This window comes from Pelagimonas varians, assembly GCF_003208435.1.
GTDB lineage: Bacteria > Pseudomonadota > Alphaproteobacteria > Rhodobacterales > Rhodobacteraceae > Pelagimonas > Pelagimonas varians.
In genome coordinates, this window is sequence record NZ_QKMF01000014.1 from 98,925 (window position 1) to 124,534 (window position 25,610).

The following is a 25,610-nucleotide window of genomic DNA, read 5'->3' on the forward strand; positions in this document are numbered from 1 at the left end:
CACCTTTTTTAACCGTCCCGTTCAGCGGGGGATTGGCCCATTTTGCGGATCGCGTCAACCACACGGGCCATCTTCATCGATAACGACCCTTTGACCAAAACCACATCAGCGGCCCCCATATCTTGTGCTACACCTGCGGTCATCTCGTCGCTGGTGGCACACCACCGCCCCTGCTGGTGCGCAGGCAAACGCTGCCACAGGCCTTGCATCAATGGACCGACACAATGCACCTGATCAACTTTTTCCATGCTGGGCAGTTCGGCGATTTGTGCGTGCAATTCTTGCTCGGTCTCGCCCAGTTCAGCCATATCGCCCAAATAGGCGATCCTGCGGCCAGCCTGCTTTGGCTCGGCTGCGGCCAGCACCTCTAACGATGCGGTCAGCGATGCCGGATTGGAATTATAGGCGTCATCGATCAGCTCAACGGACAGGCTCAGGTCAACAGCATCCAATGCGATGATCTCGCGCGCGCCGCGCCCTGCACCGGCGCTCCACTGGCCCAAGGCCGTGGTCGCCATGGCCAAATCCAAATCCAGCGCGGTCACAACGCCCAATGCGCCCATGGCATTGGTGGCGAAATGCCGGCCCGGAGCCATAACCTTGAACAACACAGGTGCCCCAGCTGCGACGCCCTGGGCAACGGTGCAGGTGTCGCGGATCGACACGTCTGTCAGTTGGTGGTCGTTGCCTTCGGCCTCACCGAAGCGGATGATGTTTGCGGTTTGGGCACGGGCCGCCTTGTCCAAAATCGGGCTGACCTCAAGGTCTCCGTTAATGACGGCCACGCCGCCGGGTTCCAGTCCGTCAAAGATCGCGGCCTTTTCGCGCGCGATCCCCTCAAGCCCGTCAAAAGCCGCCAAATGGGCAGGGGCAACGATGGTGATCATCGCCACATCAGGCTGCGCCATTTTCGCGAGAGGAGAGATTTCACCGGGATGATTCATGCCAATCTCGATCACGGCAAATTCTGCATCTACCGGCATACGTGCCAAGGTCAGTGGCACTCCCCAATGATTGTTATAACTTTTTTCAGCCGCATGAACCCGTCCCTGTGCGCCCAAAACGGTGCGCAACATTTCCTTGGTCGATGTTTTCCCGACCGAACCGGTGACGGCAACGACTTTGGCCTTGCTGCGGGCGCGGGCGGCACGTCCAAGGGCTTCCAGTCCGGTCAAGACGTCCTCAACCAAAAGCAAAGACGCGTCTTGGGCGACACCTTCGGGAATGCGACTGACAAGGGCAGCCCCTGCCCCCGCCTCCAGCGCTTGGGCAACAAAATCATGGCCGTCGCGCGCGGCTTTGAGCGCCACAAACAGATCGCCGGGGGCAATGGTTCGGGTGTCGATGGACACACCGTTGACGGACCAGTCGCCAATGGCACGCCCGCCGGTGGCCGCTGCGGCCTCGCTTGCTGTCCAAAGCATCAAATGCCCTTTCCGTCCAAAGCCGCGACTGCCACGCTGGCCTGTTCAACATCATCAAAAGGGTAAACCGTATCGCCCACAGCCTGACCGGTTTCATGGCCTTTGCCGCAGATCAGCAGAGCATCACCGGGGCCCAAGGCATCCACCCCGCGCAAAATCGCCTCGGCGCGGTCGCCAACTTCGATCGCTTCGGGTGCGCCTGCTTTTACGGCTGCGCGGATCGCGCTTGGGTCTTCGGAACGCGGGTTGTCATCGGAGACGATCACCAGATCGGCATGGTCCGCCGCCGCGCGCCCCATCAAAGGACGCTTGGACGCGTCACGGTCGCCGCCAGCCCCGACAATAGCAACCAACCGGCCCATAACATGCGGGCGCAAAGCTTTGATCGCCGTGGCAACCGCGTCAGGCGTATGGGCATAATCAACAAATACCGCCGAGCCATTGTCGCGGGTTGCTGCCAATTCCATCCGGCCCCTTACGGTGCCCATCATAGGCAACACATCAAACACATGCGGAGCCTTTGCCCCGCAGGCAATCACCAAACCAGCAGCCAACAATATGTTTTCAGCCTGAAAACCACCGATCAAACCCAGACGGGCCTGATAGATCCCGCCTTTCCAGCTGAGACGGATTTCCTGACCGGTTGCATCAAACCGTTGTCCTTCCAAACAAAGATCGGCAGCTTCGCGGCCAACGGTGATCACCTCTTGGCCGCGCGCGCGTGCAATCGCCAGCATATCAACACCGCGGGGATCGTCGATGTTGATCACTGCTGTGCCATCTTCTGGCAAAACACGGGCAAACAGCCCGGCTTTGGCGGCAAAGTAATCCTCAAACGTTTCGTGGTAGTCCAGATGGTCTTGGGTGAAGTTTGTAAAGCCCGCCGCCTTTAGTTGAACCCCGTCCAAGCGGCGCTGCGCAAGGCCATGGCTCGACGCCTCCATTGCGGCATGGGTCACACCGGCCTCCAAGGCCCCTGCCAACATCCGGTGCAGGGTGATAGGCTCGGGTGTCGTGTGCGATAGCGGCGCCGTCCAATCCCCTTCTACACCCGTGGTGCCAAGGTTGATCGCGCGCAGGCCCAAAGCCTGCCAAATCTGGCGCGCAAAGGTCGCAACGCTGGTTTTGCCGTTGGTGCCGGTGATCGCGATCAAATTCTTGGGCTGGCCGCCAAACCACAGTGCCGCCGTGTAGGCCAAGGCCTGACGCGGGTCTTCGGCAATAATGAGGGCGGCATTCGACGCTGACAATTCTGTGGACGCGATTTCGGCCCCCTCGGCGTCCGTCAAAACCGCACTTGCGCCCATACGCAGCGCGTATTGGATAAATTCCCCGCCGTGTACCTTTGTGCCCGGAAGCGCTGCGAACAAGGTGCCGGGTTTAACTTCGCGGCTGTCCACAGCCAGTCCTGTCACCTGCGCTTCGCGTCCCGCGCGTGCAGTAAGTCCAAGCTCTGTCAGGCTTTTTGTTTGCCCGCTTGTCGTACTCATAAACGCCCCCCGGCTAGTCTGTCTAAAAGTGCCGCGCGCTTATTGGGAAATGCGCACGACGCCTTCCAATTGCCCCGTAATGAACTCTGGACGCAAGCCCAGAAGCGGCGCAATCCTGCCAATCATTTCAGCCGCAACCGGTACCGCGGTCCAACCGGCAGTGCGGCGCGGTTTGGTCCCGCTGGTTTCGACGGGTTCGTCCAATGTCACAACCAAGACGTATTTGGGATCATGCGCTGGGAATATGGTGGCAAAGGTCGCAATCACTTTGTCCTTGTAATAACCGCCGCCTTTTTCCTTGGGCTTGTCTGCCGTTCCGGTTTTGCCGCCTACATGATAACCCGGAACTTCGCCGAAACTTGCGGTGCCTTCGGTCACAACTTTGCGCAGCATCAAACGCGACGCGGCAGCAACGGATTCTGACATCACGCGTGCGCCGTCTTGGGGACCAGATCGTTTCAACAAGGTGGGTTTGACCGCTATGCCACCGTTCGCGATGGCGGCATAGCCCGCCGCCAAATGCAGCGGGGAAGTGCTGATGCCGTGACCATAGGAAATGGTGACCGCACTCAGATCCGTCCACCGCTTGGGCAAGAGGGGTTTGCCACCCGAGGCTTCGACAATCTCGGCCGGTGTCGGTTCAAACATGCCCAGCCGTTTCAAAAAGTCCTGCTGGCGTGCTTTGCCAATGGCCAGCGCCATTTTACCAGTGCCACGGTTGGACGACTTGATGATAATTTCGGCGACGCTGATTTCACCGTAGTTGTGGTTGGCAAATTCTCCGATTTTATGGCCGCCGACTTTAAAGGGCGGGCGTGTGTCGATGATCGTGTTTGGGTTCACCAACCCCAATTCCATCGCCTGCGCCGCAGTGAAAATCTTGAACGTCGATCCAAGTTCGTAAACCCCTTGAATCGCGCGGTTAAACAAAGGGCTGTCCGACGCATCGCCTTTGGTCAGCGGGCTTGGGCGGTCATTGGGGTCAAAGTCAGGCAGGCTGACGATGCTGACAATTTCACCGGTTTGAACATCCATGAGCACCGATGCTGCACCTTTGGCATTCATCAGCTTCATGCCTGCAAAAAGCACTTCTTCGGCCGCCGCCTGCACAGTCAGGTCAAGCGCCAGTTCAAGCGGAGCGCCCTCACGGGCCGGATCACGTAGCGATTCATCGTAGAACTTTTCGATGCCCGCCGTGCCGATCACTTCGGCAGAATGCACACCTTCGCGGCCAAAACCCGCACCGCCTAGAATATGAGATGCAATCGCACCGTTCGGATAAAGCCGCATTTCGCGTGGTCCAAACAGCAAACCCGGCTCGCCGATATCGTGGACTTCTTGCATTTGCTCAGGGCTTAACTTCTTGCGCACCCACATGAATTTCTTTTTAGGATCGGCAAAGCGACGGGCCATGTCGGCCTCATCCATGTCGGGGAAAATGCGCGCCAATTCTTTGGCTGTGCGCTCAGGCTCAATCATCTGCTGTGGATGCGCATACAGGCTGTGCGTATCCATATTGGTCGCCAAAACCCGGCCGCGGCGGTCCACGATATCGGCGCGGCTGGCCACAATCGATGCACCGGTTGCAGTGGCGCGCGGCTCTGCCGGTTCACTGGCTGCAATGGTTCCCATGCGGGCCCCGATCACACCAAACGCACAAAAGAACATCACCCCTAGAACCAATAGTCGGCCCTCGGCCCGCATACGGGATTTATCGCGCATTTGCTCGTGGCGCAGATGACGGTTTTCACGTTCGATCACGTCGGGGTTTTCACCCTTTTGACGGGCTTCAAGAATACGGGCCAGCGGGCGAAGAGGCGTGCGCATCATGGCTGTGGTGCCCCTGCACTGGTTACATCAACCGGTTCGGTGATTTGGATCACAGGTTCCGGAATCGGAAAAATCACATCGCGTACAACGCCGAACTGATCCGGGCGCAGCGGCATCAACCCAAGGCGCGAATAATTCATCTCGGCCAAATCGCGCAGCCTGTCGGGACGATTCAGATAGGCCCATTCTGCCCGCAAAATCGCCAGTCGTTCACGTGCCTCGCCGATGTCGCGGCGCAGGGCATCAACGCGGTCCAATTCGTCCTGTGTGCGGTAGTTTTCGTGATAGGCCCAATATCCGGTTCCGATCACTGCCAAAGCGCTGAGAAGAAAAAGCAAACTACGCATCTCACGGTTTCCTATATTTGCTGGGCCCCGCAACAAGGGGCATGGCGATTTCACCGGAGTCTATTTCGCGCGCATCAATCGATGTGCGCCGGGCCACGCGAAGTTTGGCCGACCGTGATCGCGGGTTTTCCGCCAGTTCTTGCTTGTCCGGACCCAGGGCTTTGCGGGTCAAAATTTCAAAGGGCTGCGTCATCACCGGTTGCTCGGTTGCGTAGCGGTTCACTTTGACTTTCTTCTCACCATGCTCCTGGAAAAAGCGTTTGACCATGCGGTCTTCGATTGAGTGAAAGGTTACAATTGCCAAGAGCCCGCCGGTTTTCAAAACGCGTTCAGACGCCATGAGGCCCTGCCAAAGCGCGCCATATTCGTCGTTCACCGCTATTCGCAACGCTTGGAAGCTTCGGGTTGCCGCATGGGCATGGCCCGGTTTGGTGCGGCCAATCACCCGTTCGATCAGACCAGCCAGTTGCAACGTCGTTTCAAACGGCTGCGCGGAGCGATCTTGCACAATCGCGCGGGCAATCCGGCGCGATTGCCGCTCTTCACCGTAAATATAAAGAATATCTGCCAGCGTTTCTTCGGCCGCGGTGTTCACCAAATCAGCCGCGCTTTGACCCGTTTGGGCCATCCGCATGTCTAACGGCCCATCACGCATAAAGCTAAAACCGCGTTCCGCCAAATCGAGCTGCATGGACGACACACCAAGATCAAGGACAACGCCGTCCGCGCTTTCGACAACGCGGTCCAATTGGGCAAAGTTTCCCTCGACCAAATCCAGCCGGCCTGCGTATTCGCCGATCCAGTCCATCGCCAGATCATGGGCCAGAGGATCGCGATCAATGCCGATAACCCGATCTGCTCCGGCGTCGGCCAAGGCACGACTGTAGCCGCCTGCTCCAAAGGTGCCATCGATCCATGTGCCTGTCACGGGCGAAACCGCCTCGATCAGTGGGCGCAACAAAACCGGAATATGTGGCGCGCTGTCTGACATGCCTTTAAATACCCTCGTCTTCGTCGTCATCATCCAGCAGCATCAGCGGATCAAAACCTTCATCCTGCGCGTCGAGGAACTCCTCGGTTGCTGCCATTTCATCATCATAGGTGCCCGGCTCCCAGATCTGGAAGGTATCGGCGGCCCCTGCAAATTGTGCTTCTTTGCTCAGGCCAATCTTTTCACGCAGTTTGGCCGGCAGCACGATGCGGCCGGTTTCATCAACGGACGTTGTGGTGGATTGACTGAGGAACAGGCGTTCAAGAATGCGGCGCTTTTGACTGCCACGTTTCATCCCGGAAATGCGGTCTTCGACCTCTTCCATTTCTTCGATGGTGTAACATTCAAGGTATTTACGGCGACTGTCCCCATAAACAATGACAAAGTTCGGGTTGAGCCCGTCAGTCCAGTCAGGATCACCTGCCTGAAGAACACGGCGAAAGGAGGCAGGAATAGATACCCGCCCCTTCGTATCGACCTTATGTCGACTTTCACCTCTGAACCTCAGCCTACGGCCCACTGTCCCGACCTTTATATCTGCCCCAACGTTTGAAATGGGGCTTGAAACGAAATACGGCGGATTGATCTGCTGCCACTGATCAATCCGCCGTTTGACCCGCTGAGCGGGTATCTCCGACTGCGCGCGCCACCTGGGGGGATGTCTGCTCGCCCGCGCGCCGGATCCATTGTCACGATGAAAGCAGACGCCTGTATGTTACCTGCACTTTTTTTATTTTTATGTCGGTGTTGGGATCATTGTCGCCCCGTGTCCGTCTCTCATCGTGTGATACAGGGATGCCATGGGAATTCATGGCGATCAACTGTTTTTTGTGGGAATTTTCGCAAGAACCGGCGAAGAACCAATGAGCAACCTGTCAAATAGAAGCCTATTCGCTAGGAGTTTCGCGCACAATTTGTGACTTTTACACCAAAGGACACCACATATAGACAAAGCCCTATACCCAAAAATTGCCCCATGATTTCCCAAAAAAAATCAACAGCGGCGCAAAACTTGCTAGGAACCAGGTCTCTCACTTCTCAGATAGCTACTTATCCACAGGGATTCACCCCCAACAGCCAAAATTCGATTCGTTTTGGCAGTGTTTTGCCGAGCAATTTCAGCCAACCGCCCGCACACCCAGATAATCCCACACTATATCCCATGCTTTCCCATGGAACTTCAACACTTGGTGGGGCTGTGCACGCTGTGGTGGGTTTGTTGTAGCTGTTGTAGCGTGACACTCGATTCTACAGTAAATTACACTTGGATTTACAGCAAAACAGTTTTGAGCTCAGATGGGATGATCTGGGCGGTTCGAGGCAAAACCGTTTAAACAGCCACCCTGCCCCGATCCATTCAACACCGGTTTAACGCTCCTTCAATAGCTCGTCCTTCAAATCGACATACGCGCGCGCTCCAGCCATTGGGACCACCCCGTTACCGGCCCCAGCGGATCTGTCCAACCCGAAGGCCACCCCATCATCCAATCCGTGAACGCAGGGTTTATGCTCAGAGGATCGCTTGAGTGCTTCTCCCCACTCAGCAAGATCACCCGGAAGCGGTGGGAAGAGCGGAACCGCCCCGGCGTCCAACCCGCCGCCCCCAGCATGTCCCACATCAACGTCTATGCGCTGGCCGCATTCTTGATCCCGACCTGCGATACGATCTGATTGAGATCCGTCTTGAACTGGATCCCCGCCGGACTGCCCACAATACATGCCCGGTTCCCCGTCCCCTTGAATGTCGGCGTGGGCCAGAATGAACACCCTTTCGCGGGTATGCGATGCGCCGACTTTCGCCGCTGATACGACGCGCGCTGCAACCCGGTAGCCCATTGCCTGAAGGTCAACGCAGACGTCTTGCAGGCCAAGGGTGAGATGGCCGGGGACGTTTTCGAAGAACAACCATTCCGGCGCGACTTCGCGGGCGATGCGGGCCACGTCTGGCCACAGGTGCCTAGGGTCGCCTTCGCCTTTCCTGAGCCCGGACAGGGTGAAGGGCTGGCACGGATAACCGGCAGAGATGAGATGAACGCGGCCACGCCACGGCTTGCCATCAAAGGTTTTGAGATCGTCCCAAACAGGGGCCTGATCCAAAGACGCGTCCGCCATCCGCGCCACGAGAGTGGACGCGGCAAAACTGTTTCGCTCGACATAGCACACAGTTCGATATCCGGGCTGCGCGATGTGAAGCCCAAGATCAAGTCCTTTGACACCAGCGCAAAGACTGATGCCGCAAAGGTCTTTAGGTTGGATTGGGGGATGAACAGCCACATAGGGCCTCCGTTCCGTCGCGCTCAGCTACCTTACATAAGGGGCGCTCTGGGTTCGGGCTCTGGTATGGCCTCAAGTTATTGATGGACCGGCAGCGTGGGCATTTGATCGATAGATCACCCACAAGCGCGTCCGGCTTCACCTTGAATAACAAACCCGCACAAGATGTGCATCTGATTTCTTCATGCATATTTACAGCGACTCAGCTCATGGTGCCGGTCCCTGATCAGGGGTGGGAGCGGCCATAACGCTTATGCTGGTCGGCGGGGGCTTCTTTAGCGAGTTTGGCCCCGTGTTGCAGAGCGTTGCTGCGCTCTGTGACCTTCCTTTAAGAAGGGGCTTTCGCCCCCGCGGGCCGATTACCCGTATTGAACGAACTTCGATTTAGGTAACTTTATGCAGTTGCCACACAAACTTGACGTCTGTCATCGGGTCCACATCCAAGAACACAACGACATCTATCGCGGTTACGTTGAATGCGTATTTTGTTGCCGCGCTGGCAATCCAGCAACCGGTTGCGTCGGGCACGACCGGTAAGGCCATGTTGCCGGGGTCCGCCGCCAAACCATGCGCCACCGAACAGGATATACTGCTGCTCCACACGGTTATCTCACCAGAGGCAAAAGCGCCATAGGAGGGAACCCACTGCGTGCCGTCAAAAAACGCCATTGCCTGATCGAACTGCGCGCAAGCGACAACCTGCATCCCCTTGAACGGAGCGCCGCCATTCAAAGCCGCCATTTCTGCCCATGTGAACGAGCCCGCGAACAAAATTTTGTTGTCTAGCTGTGTCCGGCTGTTTGCAAATGTAACCGTCTCGGCGTGTTTGCGCGGAATATGGATCGTGTTGTTGGTCGAACCTGCCCCGATCAAAACACCGCCAACGATTTTTGTAAGAAACACCTTGCATGAGCGCGCATTGTCCAGATCCAAAGCTGCCATGCCGTTGACCTCGGTTCCCGGCAGAAGAGCGAACCCGTCTAGCGCCAAACCGGCTGAATCGCCGAGTTTGATCCCAGTGCCATTGGACGGTGTCGCTGCCAGATGAACCTGCGCCGATCCGGCTACGCCGCCCGCTAAAAATACCTCATCCGCGTATTTCCCGCTAATTTTGAGGCTCAAACCGTTCAAGTCACCGGAAAGAACATTCGCGCCCCAAGCGCAGTTTGCATCATCACCGCCCGTGATTTCCAAAGAGCCCCGCACCTCCGCTCCGTCTATCTGCAGCCCGCCGTCGCCATACATGCCGACACTGCGGATAATGCCCCGAACGTCCCACCAACCTTTTTCAAGCTTGGCTCCGTAGGATGTGGACTTCTCACAGGCAAAATTGATTAAGCCTTTCATCTTGTCCGAGCCGGACGCCGCGAAAAACGTGTCACAGTCGTGAGCCACGACATTCAGCAAAAGCTCGTCCGGTGTTGCACCGCTGCTTTCATTGACCAGCACTCCGGTCCCGCACCGGTCAACATGTAGATCGAATTTGGCAAGTTCGACATTGCCCGTAATATGCGCGCCAAAATCACATTCAACCGCTGCAACTGTTGCCTTCGACCGGCCACGCTTCAACCGCATAATTTCCACGCCCGTCACTTCGCCATTATTGCCTCGGTTGCCGTCAACTTGGATATCAATCTCAGCCCAATACGGCGACGAAACTGTCGATACGTCTATTGAAACCAGCGGCGACATATTGGCGTCATCTGGCTGCCGGAACACCACGCCTGTTCTTTGCAAGACTGACGCGGCGCTGCGCATGGTCAGTGTCGAGGGCAGCGGAACAACGCAGGCCGCATGGTCTGCGTATAGCTTCACCCCGCCAGCCGTCATCAAATGGTGGTCTGCTGCAGCAGGCGCTGCGACCAGGTGCGGCCACCCACCACCCGCGACCCTCGTTCCCGTCTCACCAAGGTCTGTAACCGACGAGGCAACGAATGCTGCATCCGTCTCGAACCTTGGTCCAACGAGCCATCCTCATCGGTGGCGACATCTCCGACATTGGCGTAAACATGCGCGCCAGCATCATCGACCACCACAAATTGCCCGCCATCGCCAGTGGCCGCGAGGCCCGCTGCCGTATCGCCGTAAACGCCAAGGCCCGAGGCCAGCGCCGCCGCCAGTGCCATGCTGGCGGCGTTGGCAGATTGCGCCGCTTGCACCGTCGCGGTTAAAGCACTTGCCTGCGCGCCAGACCGATCCACCGATGCGGCGGCGGCGTCAGCCATGGCACCGGCTTGAAACAAACCCGCCCCTTGCGCACTTGCCTGTGATTTGGCGGCGTGGTGCCGGGCCGAATAGGCCCCGGCTTCGACCTCGGTGTTTTCTGCATCATGCGCCCATTTTTGAGCCACAGCAGCAGCGGCGGTGGTGGTTTCCGTGCTGTTTAGACCTGCAATCTCGGCCCATACGACGTCATCACTTCCAAGGATTGGCGTGCCATTCACCATCCAGGATGTGCCTTGGCTAACTGTCCCTTGCGATACAAACACCGCTGCAACCGCCAGCTCTGCGCTGCTGTCAGCCCCCGGGCGCACGGCTCCAAGCGCCCGCCGTCTCGACGATATAAATTCCGTTTTGTGTGCCATCACTTTGCCCTGTGACCAGCACCCTGCTTCCATCAGTCAGCACAACACCGTCGACGGTGGCCGCTCTGGACAGGCCAATGTTTTGCGTTGCCGCCGCCGCACCAGAGCTGCCCAAAATCTCGGCGGTGTCCCCAGCCGCCGCGCCCAACATCCGGTGCTCAACACGAATGGACCGGATGTAAATCGCATCCGATCCGGTCACACTGGCCCCGATCACAATCTCGGTTCCGTCGATATCAATGCCCGCCAGTTCGGAAACACTTGGCAGGCCAAAGGACGGACTGGCCTCGCCAATGATTGGCGTCCAGTCCGAAACCACATGCGCCACTGCCAAGGCATCAAGGCCCGGCGCACCATTGACCCGCGCTAGATGTACGGCCATGTCTTCTGCCGGTTCAACCGCAATGATGTGGGCGGCAAAGCTGTCTTCGCCAAGATATGGCCGGTCAACTGTGTCCAAAATCGTCACCAGCCGCGTAGTCCCTATGGTGCCGGACACCTGCGCAACAACCGACGCGCCGATCACGTCATCAACCCCGTCGAACACCCGAAACCGCAGCGCATAGATCTGCCCCGCAATCATCTGAAACTCTTCGTCCAGCTCGGCCGCCGCGCCCTCGGTCAGCACCACCCGCGCCGCAACCTGCGCGCTGTCCAAAACATAATGTGACAGCATCACCATATCGCCGCGTGTGGCGACCCGCGCCGCCCCGTCTTGAATGACCGAAAACCGGTCCGGGCGCAGCGATACTTCATGCATCCGGCGCACCGCTTCGATCTCAACCTCATCGGGATCTGTTTTGCCCTGAATCGACAGCTCTTCGGTCAGATCAATCGGCCCCTCATGCCTCAACCAAGGGATGATCTTCTCGGTGCTCTCCCAACTGTTTGTCTCATCCGAGAACCGCACCCGCAGTGTATCAGGCAGATCGACATAGGTCCGCTGCCCGCGAAACCGGCGGCTGTTGCGCGGCGAGATTTGATCGACAATCACGTCTTGCGGCCGGTCGATAACGACGTTCCACAGCGCGCCATCGCGACGCGGCTATGCCCGCCCGGCCGTGCAAATCGCACTCAGAACAGCGGAAAGGGACTCGTTCGCGCGATGCCTGCGGTCATTCTTCAGGCCCTGCGCTTCGCAACAGGCGTGCCAGTCTTGAACGGCCGGCCAATCGATCTCGTTTGTGGCCGCCGAAAAGGTATAGGCTGGGCTGGCCAGCCGATACCCAATGTAACCGATCTCCGCCAGCGTCCCGAAGAAAACCGCGTTAGGCCCAATGAGTCCCAAACCACCAACCCCGCCAAAGGCAGCACCGGCCAAATGGGTCACATAAGCCGCCGCCTGTATGGCAGCGATACCACACCGCCTGGAATGATCCGGATGATCACAGTAGCGCCGGGAACCTCAGCCGATATCGTCAAAACAGAAACGGCTCGGTGATCGGATTGGCCCCCAGCCAGTTTGACCGCGTGCCATAAAGCAGATGATCGGTGGACAGCCGTCCGGTCGGGTCGGATGAACCCCGCACCGGCGCGTCCCAATCGGCATGATCAACATGCAAGAGCACAACCGAGAACGAGAGTGCAAAAGCCCCCCCTGCAAGGGACCTCCAAGTGGGGGTTCATCGCCCATTAAACACAGCCAGTTTGCCGCCATCACCAGTGGCTCATCTTGGGGTGACAGCAGCGCCTCCCCATCCGGCGCGATCATTGGCCAGCCATCGCTGATTGGGTTGGGCACCCAGAAATACGCGGTGCCAAAGCCCAAAGTCACGTCATGAAACTGATCAAATATCTGCTTTTGCACACGGGTCAACATCATCTGCAAAGACAAGGTCCGAGCCACTGACAAATAGCGGCGGCCATAACGCGACGGGCAGGATTCCGTGCTGCGCGTCGGCTTGCGCAAATCAGCGGGCCATGTGTAAATCATCGCAGCGGCCTCACCGGTGACAGACCAAAGCCCTGCCTTAGCGCCTTTCGCGCAGAGCTGCCCTGTTCATTGATCGATTGGCCCATGCTGTCGTTGATCACAAAGCGTGTCAACCGTCCGCCTTCAGGACCGACTCGTTCTTCTTTGGTCATTTGAGCACCGCTTGATTGGTCAATGAATTCGATCTTGGCTGGAGCCCCGGACAGATTGGCGGCGGCCCCGTTGAACCCGCCATTTACAAAGCCCAAAAGCTTGCCGATAAACCCCACAGCACCGCCTCTGCCCAAACCAATGCCTGATCCAAAAGCGCTCATCGATAGCAGCGCCATCAAAGGCCACTCACCCAAGAGCAAAGTCTGCCAGGCCGCCGCCTCAAAAGATCGGGTGAACTGATCCCAAGCCGAGGCCGCATCTTCACCGCCCCGCGCCAATAACGGGATCAAATCGCTGGCGCTGGAACTCAAATAGTCATGCGCAGCCGCTGTATCGTCTTGAGCCGCCTTTTCTGTCTCCAGCACCGTGATCTTTGCTGCAATCGCTTCTCGCTCGGACGCCTTTCGCATGCGCCAAGGTTTCCCGATTGCGCATAAACACCTCGGCATAGCGGTTTTGCCAATCATAGGCGGAGCCGTCCATATTGCGCGGATCGCCGCCGCGCCGGCCATATTGCATACCGGTCAGTGGAACTTTGGTGTCTTTGCCGGCCATACACTGGGGGCCAAAGCTGGCAATACGCTGCGCCAGTTGCAAACTAATCCCAAGATTGTTGGCCAAAGCCCCCGCCTCGGTCACAGCGCACCAAATCCCCGCCCCGACATCGGTTTGTGACAAGGCTTGGCCGTTCTCAAAAGCCCCGCGCAGCTCTTCTTTCAAAGCCTCGGAAACAACCATCGTGTCCCAAACCTCGTCATAGGCACGCCGCTCTGCCTCAGCCCGCGCCGCGATCATCTCAACGCAATCTTCACCCTACATAAACGCAATCCGCGCCAGCTCGTTTTGATCAAGCATCATCGCCAAAACGTCTTGAGCACAACTCAAAGCCGCGTATGGGCCAACCCGGCTGTCTTGATAGGACCCATAAAGCTTTTGCGCTTCGGACCGAGCCTGCATCGCCTGAACTTCACGCTCAACTAAGACCCGCGAATGACAATACTGCGCTCAGGCCAATTGCGCTTTGCCCGCCTGCCGCGCCGCGTCGGGCTCGCACCCTTTGATCTAGTAGAAACGCAAAAGATAGGCCTCAACAGATTGCAGACGCGCAATCTCGTCTTGAGTGATGCCGCCCGTCAACTGCGCGCCCCCTTTCAAACCCGTCGCGCAGGCGTTCAGCCGCCGCGATCTGGGCCGCCGTCGTGTCATCCACCGCGCCTTGGATATCTTGATACCCGCCAAGAATTTCATTGAAAATCGCGCGCCGCTCTTGCCGCCCCAGCAGCGCCCATCGGGCCAAGCACCTGCGTAATCTGCGTCCCTTGCTGAATCGCCAGTTGCCGCGGGTTTTGGCCCGCCGCCAACATCACGCCAATATCGTTGAACTGAGCCCTAAGATTGCCCACAGATCCGGCTGCGGTGCGTGTCGCGGAGTTTTCCCACTTCCACGGATGCTTGGCTGAGTGTGCCAGAGGCCGCGCGCGCCGCGCCAGAGATTTGGTCAAGCGAGGCTTTTGCCCCTTTGCCGCCGCGACTAACCTCACCCAGTTCTTTGCCCAGCCTCTCAAGCTCAGCGGCGGTGCCTTTGATCTCAACCTTGGCCTGTTTGCCATCGGCCGTCAGGCGTGAATGGAACCGTAGGGTCATATCTAATCCCCGTTCAAGGCCGCTTTGGCCCCCTGTTCAATAAGCTGGAGTTCAGTCCCAAACGCTGGTGTCAGATCGTAACCCGCCAGCCTGAGACCGGTCTAGGCGGCGCTGTAATCTAGCCCAAGCCAAACCGGGGCCGCGCCAAAGACTGGCAAAACCCGCCATTGGCCTCGGATGCGCAAAAACGCATCTGCAGCGGTTTCATGCTCAGGCCAAAGACCTTGATCAGCCGGGCCATTGTCCAAAAGCGCGCGCGGTATCCCCCAAAATTCGGCATCGTCATCAAGCTCTTTTACCGCGCGGCCGGTTTTCCATAGCGTGCCCTCGATGATCGCACGCCCGGCCAGATCAGTTTCCCGTTTTGGCCCCTGTCACCGCTGCGCGGTAGCCGCGCCAAAAGGCGTTTCGCAGATCGGGAAACTCCAAAATCTGGTCAAACAATGCGTCACTGAACGCCAAGCGTGTGCCGCCTTCGCCTTCGCCTTCGCCTTCGCCTTCGCCTTCGATCTCGGGGATGTCTTGAACAATGGCACGCAAGAACTGCTTTTCGCCATCGACACTGTTAAAACCGTGCTCTCTCAAGGCCTTATCCGTCAGCACCCGGAACACCACAGAAAACCGCTGATTGTCAGCAATGCGGCAGGTTTCGGAAAAGGTGCGGTTTGGGGCAAAGACAAACATGTCTGAACTCCTTTGAACGTCTCGGATTTAAGTAAAGGCCGATTAAGTAAAAACCAGCGTCCACTGATCGTTGCCGACCGTGGGTTGCGGTTTAAAGCGAAGCGGGCTTTCCAGAATACCCTGCGCTTCCGTTGGCGCGTCGGGGCGCTGCACCTGCGCCGCTGGCACCGATAAGGTACTGATCCGCCCTGCCGTCGCTTCATGCTGCAACACAAGCGGCAATTTGCTTTGAGCCTGCGCCAGCGCATAGGGAATGAATACTGCCAGCGTCGTTGCCTCGATCTGGCATTCACCGCGTTTGCAGCGCCGGTTGGAGCCGCGTCGACGCCGTAGGTCGCTTCGGGTTTAAACAGCAGGGTTTTCTTGCGTTAGAACTTGGTCATTTACGCCTCCGTCTTTTTGCTGATTTGGAACCTGCGCGGCGCTTGGCCGATTTGGAGTGTTCGGGTGGTTTTTTTTGGATGGAAGGGTCGTCTGGATCAGTTCACCCTCGACGTCTCGCGTGTATTGATCGCAGCCGCTTGGAAGCTTCATGTGGTAATCCTCAGCTGATCGTTGATCCGAAAGTCCGTCAAAAAGGCCAGCGTTCCGCGCTCTTGCGGAACTGGACGCTCTGAGACCAGCTCAAACACGCCAACCGTCTCTGACGGGGCAAGCTGCTAAGCGCCTCGCGGATGTCTTTCAAAAACCCGTCAACCCGACCCAAAGCCCGCCGTCCTGTGGCATCGGTCGATTGCAGCATCGTCATCGCAAAAACGCCCAAACGAATGTCTGGGACAAACAGGCCGGCAGCAGCGCTGGCCTGCAAGCCCGTGGTGCCCGAAGGCAGCACAAAGCACGCCACGCCCCCTCACTGGCCCCCGGCCGTTTTCGCGCAATCACGCAAATTCAGCCGCCAAATCAACCCGGCCCGCCAGCTCAGGAACACAGGTTTCAAGACGGGTTTGAACGGCCGCCAACATCAGATGAAGCCCTTCATGTTTTGCGCCGTCATCGGGCGTTCTCGGTCTGTGACCTGCGCCCCGCCTGCCCCGCGGCTTTTGGGGACAACGCCTAAAGCGTCGAGCTGAACAATACCTTTTGAGATGTCCTAGAGGGTCGCAATGGCGCGTTCATAATCGCGCGCAATCTTCGCCGACGGTTCATACACATGCAGATTGTAAATCGCGATCCGGCGTGCCAAAACACCTAGCGGATCCGGGATGCCCACAATCGGCAACACATAGCGCGCCTTCAGATAGCCATTGATTTCGCCAACAGCATCAGCAATCGCACGCGCCGCCACATCGGTATCAACAACACCCGTGGCAATTTCTGCCCGATCGGTCACATCAACCAGCAGCTTCGTGCCGTAGTGCTCTTCCAGCTCTGATTGCGTGGTGTAGGTCACTTTAGTCTCCGTTGCTAATTTGAGGGCGAACTGCGCTCCTACTTTCCAATATCTCCTGCACCGCTGTCGGCGGCGGTCTATGGGTGCTGACGGGCTTACGCCTCGGACCAGACCCCTCTCGCTGGGTATCTCGAAATAAATAGCCCAGCGGCGGTGTGGCACCGCCGGGAAAGTTCAGCGCCCCCGAGCAACACAGGGCGGCGCTGAGACGTTAGTCAGCCTCAAAGGTTTCAACGCTGAGTTTTGGATCTACAATCAAAGCGGCTTGCTCATCGTCACTCAGTGCATCGTTTGGGATCACAACCGGTTTGGCCAGGCCAGAAGAAACCAGCGGCGGAGGCATGAAGGTCTTGTCCTCCCCCGCTGGTTTGGCTTTGGCCACTGCCTCTTTTATCCGCTGTTCCAGCTTGTCGTCGCCAAGGTTCCAAGTGAACTCTACACCCGAAGCCTTGGCGCGCTCTTCCAGCGCAATGCGTTGATCTGTTTTTTACCCATCGATCTGACCTCACGCCAGCCAAAGCACAACCAGCAATTCAGCCGAGCCTTTCCACTCATTGGTCTCGCCGCCCGCCACATATTCGCTGTTGAGAAGCTTGCGGCCTGCGTTTTCCAAACTGGGCCGCACCACCAACAGATTTGGCCACCCCCAGTGGGCGGCCATAGTCGCCCTTCATTCCCGTCAACGCCGCGCGGGCCGAAGTATAGCTCGCCCCATCCACCGCTTACTTTGATCCCCAAGCCATTTACCAAAACCCAAACCCTGCGTTCATGCAGGCATCCGTGCCGTAGACAAATTCGTTCTCATCAAAAACATTGTCGTCGGTCAGCTTGTCTTTGGCCGTAAACTGAAAGTCCTTGCGCTTTTGCAAGATCAATGGCTTGAGCGCAGGGCTCGTATCCATAAGAAACCACCAAGCCCCAGCTCCACCATCAGTGTTTGCAACTGTTGTGTCTTTGCCATCTTTGCCCAAGGCCGGATGATCAGTGCCGAAAAAGCTTTGACCGTGGTAACAATCGGTGGTTCAGCCTTCCTTCAATAACGCAAAAATCGAGGTGTCAGCATAGTTGCCTGATGACCGGCCCATTTCCGAAAACATCGGCCCGACGATACCAAGATTGTCGGCTTCAACATCATTACGATCCACACCGATGGTCAGCCCGAGTTTCTTTTCCTTATTGGCATAATCATGCTGTTCAGGACTTTGGACAGCCCGCTTGCCGATCCATTCGCGCACGTTAGGCATTTTCCCAACCAGCCATATTTTCCTTCTTTTTTGGCTAGACCGGACCTCGGGGCTCCAATGCGACAGCGCTTCGGCCAGCCCGCCTTTGAAAGCCCCGGAAAAACCGGTACGCAGGGCATTTAGATTTGCAGCGTTAACTAGCATCCGGGGTCTCCTTAAGATGCACTGGTCGGGGTGTCTTCAAAGCGCACCCAGATATTTCCGTTCAGGTCCACGACATCGACGATACCAGCAGGCGAACGAGTGGACGAGCCGTCAGTTTTGGCCACGGTCTGGTCATCAACTGCGAAGCAAACCGATCCAACATCAGCAGACGTGATCTCATCCACTGCCGCCGCATTGGCGCAGGCCAAACTGCCTCCGGAACAATCAGGAGATATCTCCCACAGAACCTGCTGAATTGTCGGCCCGTTCTTCAGTGCGCCCACCACCAACCAGTCCCGTCGCCGTTTGGCCATTGACCAGATCACCCGACGCGTCGCGCATGCCAATTGCACCCGCGAAAATCAATGTCGCGACCACCACACCGGCGGATCGAATTTCACATTCCAAGCGAGGCGTATTGCGGTCCTTTGTTAGCGGAGCCATCATGCACCTCCCTTTTCGTTAAGTGATGCAAGCATGGCCTCTTCAGTTAGGCCAAGCTGGGTTGCAAATGCCGATTGATCAGCCGTCAAAGCTTCGACCTTGCTACCCGAGACTGGCCGTGCATCAGTCGTGTGGGGGGCGGTCCAGTTTTGGCAACATGCTCAAAAAGCTTTTTGCCCGCTCCGGGTTTTCGACATGCAAAGACACCATTTCGTCGTGCTTGCCCGCCGGGACGCCCACGCCGGATGCCATCTGCGCATTGATGCATGTCTCGGCTTCCATTTTCTTGATCTTGGCGGAAAGCTCAGCAGGTTGCGGTGACCCTTTTGATTTTTCGATTGCAACAAGAAACGCTTCCTCGTCCGTGTCCTCGCTCAGCTCCAAGACCTTTGCAATCTTGGAAAATCCATTCCGAAACCTCCGATGTTAGGGATGTGATTTGACCGGTCAAAGCCGGGCAATTGGTCAAAGACCTTTGCTAAATAGTTGCGACACGGGTTTTGACAGTTGGGTCAAACTTCAGAACCGGCGAGAAGCCGCGATAGGCACGGTCCGCCATCAATTCGGATCCGCGCGCATTCCACTGCACCTTGCCCCAGAGACCATTGTCACGGTGCGCCATTTCAATAATGCCATCATATGCAGGCGCGTCGTCGCCCTAGGGACCCGCGCGCAAAGTATAGTGATTGATATCAATAAGGAGCGACGGACCGCTTGCCGCAAAGCTCGCTGCAATCAACGCCTTTGCATTGTAAGGCCAAGGTCCGCGTCCGTCAGAGGCACCAAAAGGTTTGCCCTGAGGTGGCAGCAGATGCAGCCAATTAGGAGCGCCTTCCGCTTGAGGTACTTTCAACGCATCAAGTGCGACGTATGCTAGGGTGTTTGTCATGGCGGCTCTATCGCCTTCAAACGCGCGCAGGGTCTAGCGGTGGCTCAACAAGGGAACCTTGCCATTCGAGTTCACTTCAAGGGCCGCTGTGCGCAGGTTGGGACCTTTGCGAAGTTGGGCCATAAAAAGGTTCACAAGGAACGAACAGCCCAAAGCTGCTGCCCACAAATGTCGACTTTGCTCGTTGCCGTTTCACCAAAGAGGTCGTTCATGAATCTCGCAGCATCAGCGAACTGAATGCGCAGTTCAGGGGTGAGCGGCACGACAATGACACCCGTAAGTTGCAGATTCGATTAAGCAAAATTAGTTTCCCAGAACCAGCGAAAGCGTCGTAGGTTAACCCACGGCAATTGATGGGGGAATACAGCCGGATTGCGTCTTCTCGTGCCTAACGTACAGAAGAATTTGCGCCAATTACCTTACTTGGCGCTGCATCTGGCGCCGGCTTCTAAATATTTTGGCAATCCTAAGGGGATTCCGGACCGGTACGGCTCGAATTAGCTGTGATTGGTGTTGCGCGTGCGTGGTCGCGGCGCTCGGAACTGTTTGCCGAATTTCAACAAGGGACACCCAATTATGCCGAGCATCAATGGACTAACGAACCCATTCGAAAATTCGATCCTGAATTCCAACCTGTCTCAGCTGGAAAAAGAGAAGCAGATCACGAACTACAACAATGCGATCTCTCAGGGCTACGAGCCCCCGGTAGAAGTGCTGGAGGAGATCGCCGCGCTCATCGGATCAGATGTCCTTTCCCCCGAGGCCACCGACCGCTTGCAATTGCTGCAAGACCAGATCATGGCCGAGATTGGCCCAGTTATTACATCCAATGGCGGCGGCGAGGCTGCCGCCCTGATACTGGACGAGGGCACCTCGCTGGTCACCACGGTCACTGCGCTGGATAACTATTCACTGAATGGCACGGATTCATTGACCTTCTCGGTCGTTGGCGGCGCAGATGCGGGGCTCTTCTCGATTGACGCAAACGGCAATCTGACTTTCAACGCGCCACCGGACTACGAAGCCCCTGTCGGCGGCGACAACGTCTATGATGTGGTGGTTCAGGTGAACGATGGCAGCACCCTGTTGGACACTCAGACCTTGCAGATTACCATCGCCGACCTGAACGACACGGCCCCGGTGATCACCTCGGCTGCCAGTGTTACAATTGATGAAAACACCACGGCGGTCACCACCGTGACATCCACCGATGCCGATACTGTCGGCACGGTCACCTATGCCATCAGCGGTGGTGCGGACGAACTGCTCTTTTCCATCGATCCTGCCACCGGCACGATAAGCTTTGTCGATGCTCCCGACTTTGAGGCGCTCGGCTCGGCTGCGGGTACAAACGTCTATGACGTTCAGGTCACCGCCTCGGACGGCATCCAAAGCGATGTTCAGAACCTGAGTGTTTCCGTCGCGGATGTGAGCGAAGGCCCACTGCTGCCCGCAACTTTTGGGGTTACCTTTAATGGGGCCGCTGGCGGCGATCGCGCCGGGATTTATGTATCCTAAGCTGGGGATGTAAATGGTGATGGGGTCGATGATCTTATGATCGGCGCTTATGGCGCTGGTAACAACTATACCGGTGCGGCGCATATCGTTTATGGCTCTGAGACACCTTTTAATGCCACCTTCGATTTGGGCAGTTTAGACGGCACCAATGGCTTTACCTTTGATGGTTTGAACCAGCGCGATTACACAGGCGGACATGTGTCTTCTGCAGGGGATGTGAACGGCGACGGATTTGATGATGTTATTATCGGGGCCTATGGTTCGGATGTGACTGCGTCAGCCGCGGGTCAAAGTTTTGTTGTTTTTGGTAGTGCTGCGCCTTTCGCCGCCTCGTTTGATCCAACCGATCTTGACGGCGTTAACGGTTTTGCCATCAACGGGGTCAATGCCGGTGATGTTGCGGGCATTCGTGTCTCGGATGCGGGTGATGTGAACAATGATGGGTTCGATGATGTTCTTATCGGCGCATATGGTTCAGATACAAACGGATCCAGCTCGGGCACAAGTTATTTGGTTTTCGGCAGCGGCAATCCTTTTGATCCAAGCATTGATCTAGCGAGCTTGGATGGCAGCAACGGTTTCGCGATGAACGGGATCGGGTTTCAAGACCTAAGCGGTCAATCCGTCTCTTCGGCGGGCGATATAAACGGTGATGGGATTGATGACATCCTGATCGGCGCACAATGGGCCGATCCCTACGGTTCTAAATCTGGCGAAACCTATGTGGTTTTCGGTAGTGATACACCCTTTGCCGCCAGCATCGAACTTTCCAGCTTGGACGGCACCAACGGATTTACCCTCAAAGGGGTTAATGCCGATGACCTAAGTGGCGGTGCCGTTGCCGCTGGGGGGGACATAAACGGTGACGGATTTGAAGACATCCTGATCACCGCGCATTGGGCCGATCCCAACGGTTCTAAATCTGGCGAAACCTATGTGGTTTACGGCAGCGATACACCCTTTGCTGCCAGCATGGATTTGTCCAGCTTGGACGGCAGTAATGGGTTTGTCATCAATGGGATCGATGCAGATGATTTTAGTGGGATTTCTGTGTCCTCTGCGGGTGATGTAAACGGCGATGGGTTCGATGATATTCTGATCGGTGCTTTTGGAGCAGATCCGAGCGGAACATTCTCTGGCGAAACCTATTTGGTTTACGGCAGCGACACGCCGTTTAGTGCCAGTATGGATCTGTCGTCACTTGATGGGTCAGATGGTTTTGTCTTTAACGGGATCGACGCAAATGATCGCAGTGGCTATCGGATTTCGGGCGCTGGTGATGTGAACAACGACGGCTTTGACGATATGCTGATCGGTGCTTACCTTGCAGATGCAAATGGCGTTACCGAAACTGGCGAGAGCTATCTCGTTTATGGCGGAGGTGCGGTGCTAACAGCGTTTGACGCCGCCGACGGCGTTTCAGACGGCTCAATCCAGTTGTCAAATCTGGCTTCGGCACCGGAAGATTTCATCGTCTAACTCCACCTAGGCCCTGCGCCAACCAATCCCCAAAGGGGCCGCCCTACCCTACCCCCGCGGCCCCTTTGTCGTTCCACGCAAAATTGCTCCCTAAGAGCCAGTTTGGGATTGAATGGCTGCTTTTCAGAAATTGACCGGAACGCTTGAGATCGCAGCGAAGGTCCGCTACGAGCCGATTGTGTTGAAAAACTCTTCGGTTTCAGCCTGTCGAAGTCAGCTATCGCGTTGATTTATTTTGAATGTCCCTAAGTCGACCACCTTTTATCCGGTGGCGGGCACCATTGGCTTGAGTTTTGCTAGTTTACGGAGGTTTTGGGCGGTAGCAGCGAGGGTAAATTCGTCCTGGACGCCACATGGGCCACGTAATCGGAGCCTGCCCAATCCGAGGATGCGTTTGAGATGTGCGAAGAGCATTTCGACTTTTTTGCGTCGGGCCTGAGCCTTCGGATTGAACTCCGAGTCTGTGCATGCTCGGGCAAAGTCTCTGACAACTTCATATTTCTCTCGATGAACCGAACGCCTTTCAGCGTTAGGGCAGCACTTTGCCTTTAATTCACATCCTGTGCAGTCTGACATCAGGGCTCGATAATTTCTGGCTTTCCAAACTGGCGCATTTCGGGCCGGATCGGAATAGTTTCGCCTCGTGTGCAACATCTCCTTGCCACCTGGGCAGATGTAGCGGTCGTTCTCGTCATCCCAAGTGAAGTCGGACCGCGAGAAGGTGCCGTCTTTGCGTTCACCTTTGTCAAAGACTGGGATGAACGGCAGGATTTTCCGCTTCAGTGTCAACCAAACCAGATTGTCGGCAGCACCATACGCGGTATCAGCGGCAATCCAATCAGGCTTCACACCAAAGCGCTCTTCGGTGCGGTCGATCATCTTGTGCATGGCTCCTACCTCGGCGGTTCTATTCGAGCGGCTGGCGTCGACGTCCATGATGATGCCGTGGTCTGTATCGATCAGATAATTGGTAGAATAAGCAAAGAAAGCGGGGCCCTTGCGGGCTGCTGTCCACTGGCTAGCTGGGTCCGCATGGGCCGTGAACTTGGGTTTGGTCGTCGTGGCCGCACCAAAGGCTTCGTCGTCCAGCGTGTCGAGATATTCTCGCACCGCACGCGGTGCATCATCGGCGTCAGCCATACGGGCGGCCCAGTCTTCGGGATTGCTGGAGTTCTGTTTCTGGACATCTGCACTGATCAAGCTGGCATCGATGGCAAATCCCTGACCGCCCACAAGCCTTTCTTCCATGCAGCGCGCGACTGTCGTCTCAAATACGTGGCGCAACAAGTCGCTCTCACGGAACCTACCATGGCGGTTCTTTGAAAAGCTGGAGTGGTTAGGAATCCGATCAGTCAAATCAAGGCGACAAAACCAACGGTAGGCAAGGTTCAGATGAACCTCTTCGCAAAGCCGACGCTCAGAGCGGATGCCAAAGCAATAACCCACCAGCAACATCCGGATCAGCAACTCAGGGTCGATGGAGGGGCGACCAGTGTGGCTGTAGAAATCTGAAAGATGCGCACGAATACTGCTCAGATCGACAAACCGATCAATCGAGCGCAGCAGGTGGTCTTGTGGGACGTGATCTTCCAGAGAGAACTCGTAGAAAAGCGCCGCCTGTGCCTCCTGCATCGGTCCCATCATCGCCAAATCCCCCAATCAATAAGGGAATTGAATCAGCGATTGACGCTTCGATCAAGCAAGAGTTTTTCAACACAATCAGCCCATAGTGTCCAATTTCCGCTGCGCAGCGAATGTCGTGTGTGGATGGCTCCTGCATAGCAAGACACTTTAGATCTGACTTATGCACCATCATCTCGCAGGTCTTGCTAACTCGTTGTTCTTTCTCCCTTTAGATAGCCTGCGGTGTCTAAGCTTCGTTGCGGGCCAAAACTGCCCCGACGATCCTTGCTGTTTTATTAGCCATAGCGGCGGTTGCGACACGCGCAGGCTTGCGTTCCAAAAATGATATCAGCCATTTACTTGCGCGCTCAGGGTGCGAATTAGTTTGTCGAACGAGCGATGTTATGCCAACGACGAGCAATGAGCGTAAGTATTGATCACCCATCTTGGTGATCCCTCCAAGTTTCTCTTTGCCACCGCTGAACTTGTTTGCAGGCGTCAGACCCAGCCAAGCTGCAAATTCCCGGCCATTGCTGAACTGATGTCCGTCACCAATGCTGGCGCATGATCACGAACGCTGTCACAGCGCCAACGCCTGGGATCGTACGCAACAACCGCACCCGCGCGTCTTCCTTGGCGACCTGCTTCAGGTGGGCTTCGTACCAGCGGATCCGGGCGCAGTCCCATAAGCTGCCCGCAGAGGCTATGGATCACCTCGGTCGCGATATCAGGCAGATCTAAAACTTCGCCTGGCAGTATGTCCTCGGCAAAAACGACGACACGTGCGAGCCCTCTTACAATGTAGACGCCGAACTCAGCGACCATACTACGCAAACCATTGATACGTTTAGTGCGCAGACGGACCAACAGATCCCGTGCGCGGTGCAGTGATAGCAAGGATTGTTGTTCGACAGTTTTGATCGCAACAAAACGCATCTTAGGACGCTTGACGGTCTCTCATATCGCCTCAGCATCAATGGCGTCAGACTTGCCTCGCTTTACATACGGCTTCACATACATTGGTGGGATCAGACGGGCGTCATGGCCAAACTTCGTCAGTTCGCGTGCGCAATGATGCGCGCAGCTGCAAGCTTCCATGCCAATCAGGCAAGGTTCAATCTTCGAAAAGAAAGGCAACAAATGTGCTCGTCTCAAGTGCCTGTAGGAGACGACCTCATCGCTCTCAGTGATCCCATGAACTTGGAAAACATTCTTGGCCAGATCCAGGCCGGTTGTGGTAACTTGCATTGGGCGGCTCCTCCTATAAGCAGATGTGGAAATCCGCATTGCGACGCCGGTTGGAGCAGGAGCCATCCACCCCATCAGCTTTCGACCCGAAGTTAGGAATTAAGGCCGGGCAAGAAAAATCATTGAGCCGCATTAGCAGGTTTCCCCCCAACAAGTGGAGACTGTGCCATCCAATTCGGTGCTGTATTTAGTAGATGCCTTGGCCCGTCCAAATAGATAGTACTGTCATCAACCGCTGCTTGCACACCCACGTCCCCCAACCAACGCGCAACCAAA

General features: G+C 56.6%; 31 protein-coding genes and 4 pseudogenes. 3 read left to right on the plus strand and 32 right to left on the minus strand.

The genetic code is table 11. The features are described from left to right. Positions 1-8: 8 nt before the first annotated feature. From C8N36_RS17220 to C8N36_RS17360, 30 genes and pseudogenes are all read right to left on the minus strand, one after another. Positions 9-1,427 (minus strand): UDP-N-acetylmuramoyl-tripeptide--D-alanyl-D-alanine ligase, encoded by a 1,419-nt coding sequence (locus C8N36_RS17220; protein ID WP_097806059.1) that lies wholly within the window; start codon positions 1,425-1,427, stop codon positions 9-11. Next, on the minus strand, positions 1,424-2,914 hold the full coding sequence (locus tag C8N36_RS17225) for a UDP-N-acetylmuramoyl-L-alanyl-D-glutamate--2,6-diaminopimelate ligase (protein ID WP_097806060.1): 1,491 nt from the start codon (positions 2,912-2,914) through the stop codon (positions 1,424-1,426). The genes C8N36_RS17220 and C8N36_RS17225 overlap by 4 nt, the downstream gene beginning before the upstream one ends. A gap of 39 nt (positions 2,915-2,953) precedes the next feature. Continuing rightward, positions 2,954-4,744 carry a peptidoglycan D,D-transpeptidase FtsI family protein gene (locus C8N36_RS17230; RefSeq protein ID WP_097806061.1) on the minus strand — a complete coding sequence of 597 codons (1,791 nt, stop codon included), beginning with the start codon at positions 4,742-4,744 and terminating at the stop codon, positions 2,954-2,956. After that, positions 4,741-5,091, minus strand: a complete 351-nt coding sequence (gene ftsL, locus C8N36_RS17235) for a cell division protein FtsL (RefSeq protein WP_097806062.1) — start codon at positions 5,089-5,091, stop codon at positions 4,741-4,743. The genes C8N36_RS17230 and ftsL overlap by 4 nt, the downstream gene beginning before the upstream one ends. Position 5,092: 1 nt before the next feature. Next, positions 5,093-6,082 (minus strand): 16S rRNA (cytosine(1402)-N(4))-methyltransferase RsmH, encoded by a 990-nt coding sequence (rsmH, locus tag C8N36_RS17240; protein WP_097806063.1) that lies wholly within the window; start codon positions 6,080-6,082, stop codon positions 5,093-5,095. Positions 6,083-6,086: 4 nt separating this feature from the next. Then, the gene (mraZ, locus tag C8N36_RS17245) at positions 6,087-6,602 is read right to left on the minus strand and encodes a division/cell wall cluster transcriptional repressor MraZ (RefSeq protein ID WP_097806064.1); all 516 of its coding nucleotides are present in this window, start codon (positions 6,600-6,602) and stop codon (positions 6,087-6,089) included. A gap of 848 nt (positions 6,603-7,450) precedes the next feature. After that, on the minus strand, positions 7,451-8,356 hold the full coding sequence (locus C8N36_RS17250; RefSeq protein WP_097806065.1) for a DNA cytosine methyltransferase: 906 nt from the start codon (positions 8,354-8,356) through the stop codon (positions 7,451-7,453). Next, a complete protein-coding gene (locus C8N36_RS24900) occupies positions 8,328-8,546 on the minus strand; it encodes a Com family DNA-binding transcriptional regulator (RefSeq protein ID WP_097806066.1) in 219 nt (72 codons plus the stop codon). Before C8N36_RS24900 ends, C8N36_RS17250 begins: the two co-directional genes overlap by 29 nt. A 194-nt stretch (positions 8,547-8,740) precedes the next feature. Further along, positions 8,741-10,186, minus strand: a complete 1,446-nt coding sequence (locus tag C8N36_RS17260; protein ID WP_097806067.1) for a hypothetical protein — start codon at positions 10,184-10,186, stop codon at positions 8,741-8,743. Continuing rightward, entirely contained in the window at positions 10,186-10,941 is a 756-nt protein-coding gene (locus C8N36_RS17265) for a hypothetical protein (RefSeq protein WP_141468168.1), read from the minus strand. The genes C8N36_RS17260 and C8N36_RS17265 overlap by 1 nt, the downstream gene beginning before the upstream one ends. Further along, complete coding sequence (locus C8N36_RS17270) at positions 10,874-11,935, minus strand: phage tail protein (RefSeq protein WP_097806069.1); 1,062 nt, start codon at positions 11,933-11,935, stop codon at positions 10,874-10,876. The genes C8N36_RS17265 and C8N36_RS17270 overlap by 68 nt, the downstream gene beginning before the upstream one ends. 51 nt (positions 11,936-11,986) lie before the next feature. Further along, positions 11,987-12,271 (minus strand): hypothetical protein, encoded by a 285-nt coding sequence (locus C8N36_RS24375; protein WP_097806070.1) that lies wholly within the window; start codon positions 12,269-12,271, stop codon positions 11,987-11,989. 75 nt (positions 12,272-12,346) lie between these two features. Then, a complete protein-coding gene (locus tag C8N36_RS17280) occupies positions 12,347-12,874 on the minus strand; it encodes a hypothetical protein (protein ID WP_097806071.1) in 528 nt (175 codons plus the stop codon). Beyond that, positions 12,871-13,392 (minus strand): hypothetical protein, encoded by a 522-nt coding sequence (locus tag C8N36_RS17285; protein ID WP_097806072.1) that lies wholly within the window; start codon positions 13,390-13,392, stop codon positions 12,871-12,873. The genes C8N36_RS17280 and C8N36_RS17285 overlap by 4 nt, the downstream gene beginning before the upstream one ends. Then, positions 13,343-13,822, minus strand: coding sequence for a hypothetical protein (locus C8N36_RS17290; protein WP_097806073.1), 480 nt, complete (start codon positions 13,820-13,822; stop codon positions 13,343-13,345). The genes C8N36_RS17285 and C8N36_RS17290 overlap by 50 nt, the downstream gene beginning before the upstream one ends. Before the next feature lie 18 nt (positions 13,823-13,840). Next, the gene (locus C8N36_RS24215; RefSeq protein ID WP_170125903.1) at positions 13,841-13,984 is read right to left on the minus strand and encodes a hypothetical protein; all 144 of its coding nucleotides are present in this window, start codon (positions 13,982-13,984) and stop codon (positions 13,841-13,843) included. 105 nt (positions 13,985-14,089) lie between these two features. Next, positions 14,090-14,233 carry a hypothetical protein gene (locus C8N36_RS24220; RefSeq protein ID WP_170125904.1) on the minus strand — a complete coding sequence of 48 codons (144 nt, stop codon included), beginning with the start codon at positions 14,231-14,233 and terminating at the stop codon, positions 14,090-14,092. A gap of 38 nt (positions 14,234-14,271) precedes the next feature. Next, the gene (locus C8N36_RS17300; RefSeq protein ID WP_245910934.1) at positions 14,272-14,391 is read right to left on the minus strand and encodes a hypothetical protein; all 120 of its coding nucleotides are present in this window, start codon (positions 14,389-14,391) and stop codon (positions 14,272-14,274) included. Positions 14,392-14,416: 25 nt separating this feature from the next. After that, positions 14,417-14,671, minus strand: coding sequence for a hypothetical protein (locus C8N36_RS24225; protein WP_170125899.1), 255 nt, complete (start codon positions 14,669-14,671; stop codon positions 14,417-14,419). Between the two features lie 101 nt (positions 14,672-14,772). After that, positions 14,773-14,919 carry a DUF1799 domain-containing protein gene (locus C8N36_RS24230; RefSeq protein ID WP_170125905.1) on the minus strand — a complete coding sequence of 49 codons (147 nt, stop codon included), beginning with the start codon at positions 14,917-14,919 and terminating at the stop codon, positions 14,773-14,775. A 103-nt stretch (positions 14,920-15,022) separates the two neighbouring features. Further along, positions 15,023-15,355, minus strand: a complete 333-nt coding sequence (locus tag C8N36_RS17310) for a hypothetical protein (RefSeq protein WP_097806076.1) — start codon at positions 15,353-15,355, stop codon at positions 15,023-15,025. Between the two features lie 571 nt (positions 15,356-15,926). Beyond that, positions 15,927-16,199 carry a hypothetical protein gene (locus C8N36_RS17325; protein WP_097806079.1) on the minus strand — a complete coding sequence of 91 codons (273 nt, stop codon included), beginning with the start codon at positions 16,197-16,199 and terminating at the stop codon, positions 15,927-15,929. A 246-nt stretch (positions 16,200-16,445) separates the two neighbouring features. Next, a complete protein-coding gene (locus C8N36_RS17330) occupies positions 16,446-16,745 on the minus strand; it encodes a gp436 family protein (RefSeq protein WP_245910922.1) in 300 nt (99 codons plus the stop codon). Between the two features lie 211 nt (positions 16,746-16,956). Further along, positions 16,957-17,088 carry a hypothetical protein gene (locus C8N36_RS24680; RefSeq protein ID WP_255253618.1) on the minus strand — a complete coding sequence of 44 codons (132 nt, stop codon included), beginning with the start codon at positions 17,086-17,088 and terminating at the stop codon, positions 16,957-16,959. Between the two features lie 162 nt (positions 17,089-17,250). Next, positions 17,251-17,406: a Mu-like prophage major head subunit gpT family protein gene (locus tag C8N36_RS24685; protein WP_255253619.1), complete on the minus strand. Its 156-nt coding sequence runs from the start codon at positions 17,404-17,406 to the stop codon at positions 17,251-17,253. An 82-nt stretch (positions 17,407-17,488) separates the two neighbouring features. Continuing rightward, positions 17,489-18,133: pseudogene (locus C8N36_RS24380) on the minus strand (Mu-like prophage major head subunit gpT family protein). A gap of 11 nt (positions 18,134-18,144) precedes the next feature. Beyond that, positions 18,145-18,342: a hypothetical protein gene (locus tag C8N36_RS24535; protein WP_245910924.1), complete on the minus strand. Its 198-nt coding sequence runs from the start codon at positions 18,340-18,342 to the stop codon at positions 18,145-18,147. A 16-nt stretch (positions 18,343-18,358) separates the two neighbouring features. Further along, positions 18,359-18,577: a hypothetical protein gene (locus C8N36_RS24540; RefSeq protein WP_245910926.1), complete on the minus strand. Its 219-nt coding sequence runs from the start codon at positions 18,575-18,577 to the stop codon at positions 18,359-18,361. Positions 18,578-18,700: 123 nt separating this feature from the next. Beyond that, positions 18,701-18,859: a hypothetical protein gene (locus tag C8N36_RS24240; protein ID WP_170125906.1), complete on the minus strand. Its 159-nt coding sequence runs from the start codon at positions 18,857-18,859 to the stop codon at positions 18,701-18,703. A gap of 196 nt (positions 18,860-19,055) precedes the next feature. Further along, positions 19,056-19,223: pseudogene (locus C8N36_RS17360) on the minus strand (phage protease); the annotation flags it as partial. 819 nt (positions 19,224-20,042) lie between these two features. On the opposite strand from C8N36_RS17360, the gene C8N36_RS17370 reads away from it, so the two are divergent. From C8N36_RS17370 to C8N36_RS24765, 3 genes and pseudogenes are all read left to right on the plus strand, one after another. Further along, entirely contained in the window at positions 20,043-20,984 is a 942-nt protein-coding gene (locus tag C8N36_RS17370; protein WP_097806082.1) for a cadherin repeat domain-containing protein, read from the plus strand. A gap of 12 nt (positions 20,985-20,996) precedes the next feature. After that, positions 20,997-21,272, plus strand: a pseudogene (locus C8N36_RS24760) (hypothetical protein); the annotation flags it as partial. A gap of 141 nt (positions 21,273-21,413) precedes the next feature. Next, a complete protein-coding gene (locus C8N36_RS24765) occupies positions 21,414-22,463 on the plus strand; it encodes an integrin alpha (RefSeq protein ID WP_342769581.1) in 1,050 nt (349 codons plus the stop codon). Positions 22,464-22,724: 261 nt separating this feature from the next. Here C8N36_RS24765 and C8N36_RS17380 read toward each other — a convergent pair whose 3' ends face one another. Together C8N36_RS17380 and C8N36_RS24905 are read right to left on the minus strand one after the other, a co-directional pair. After that, the gene (locus tag C8N36_RS17380) at positions 22,725-24,107 is read right to left on the minus strand and encodes a transposase (RefSeq protein WP_097806084.1); all 1,383 of its coding nucleotides are present in this window, start codon (positions 24,105-24,107) and stop codon (positions 22,725-22,727) included. A gap of 226 nt (positions 24,108-24,333) precedes the next feature. Beyond that, a pseudogene (locus C8N36_RS24905) lies at positions 24,334-25,334 on the minus strand (IS110 family RNA-guided transposase). Positions 25,335-25,610: the final 276 nt, after the last annotated feature.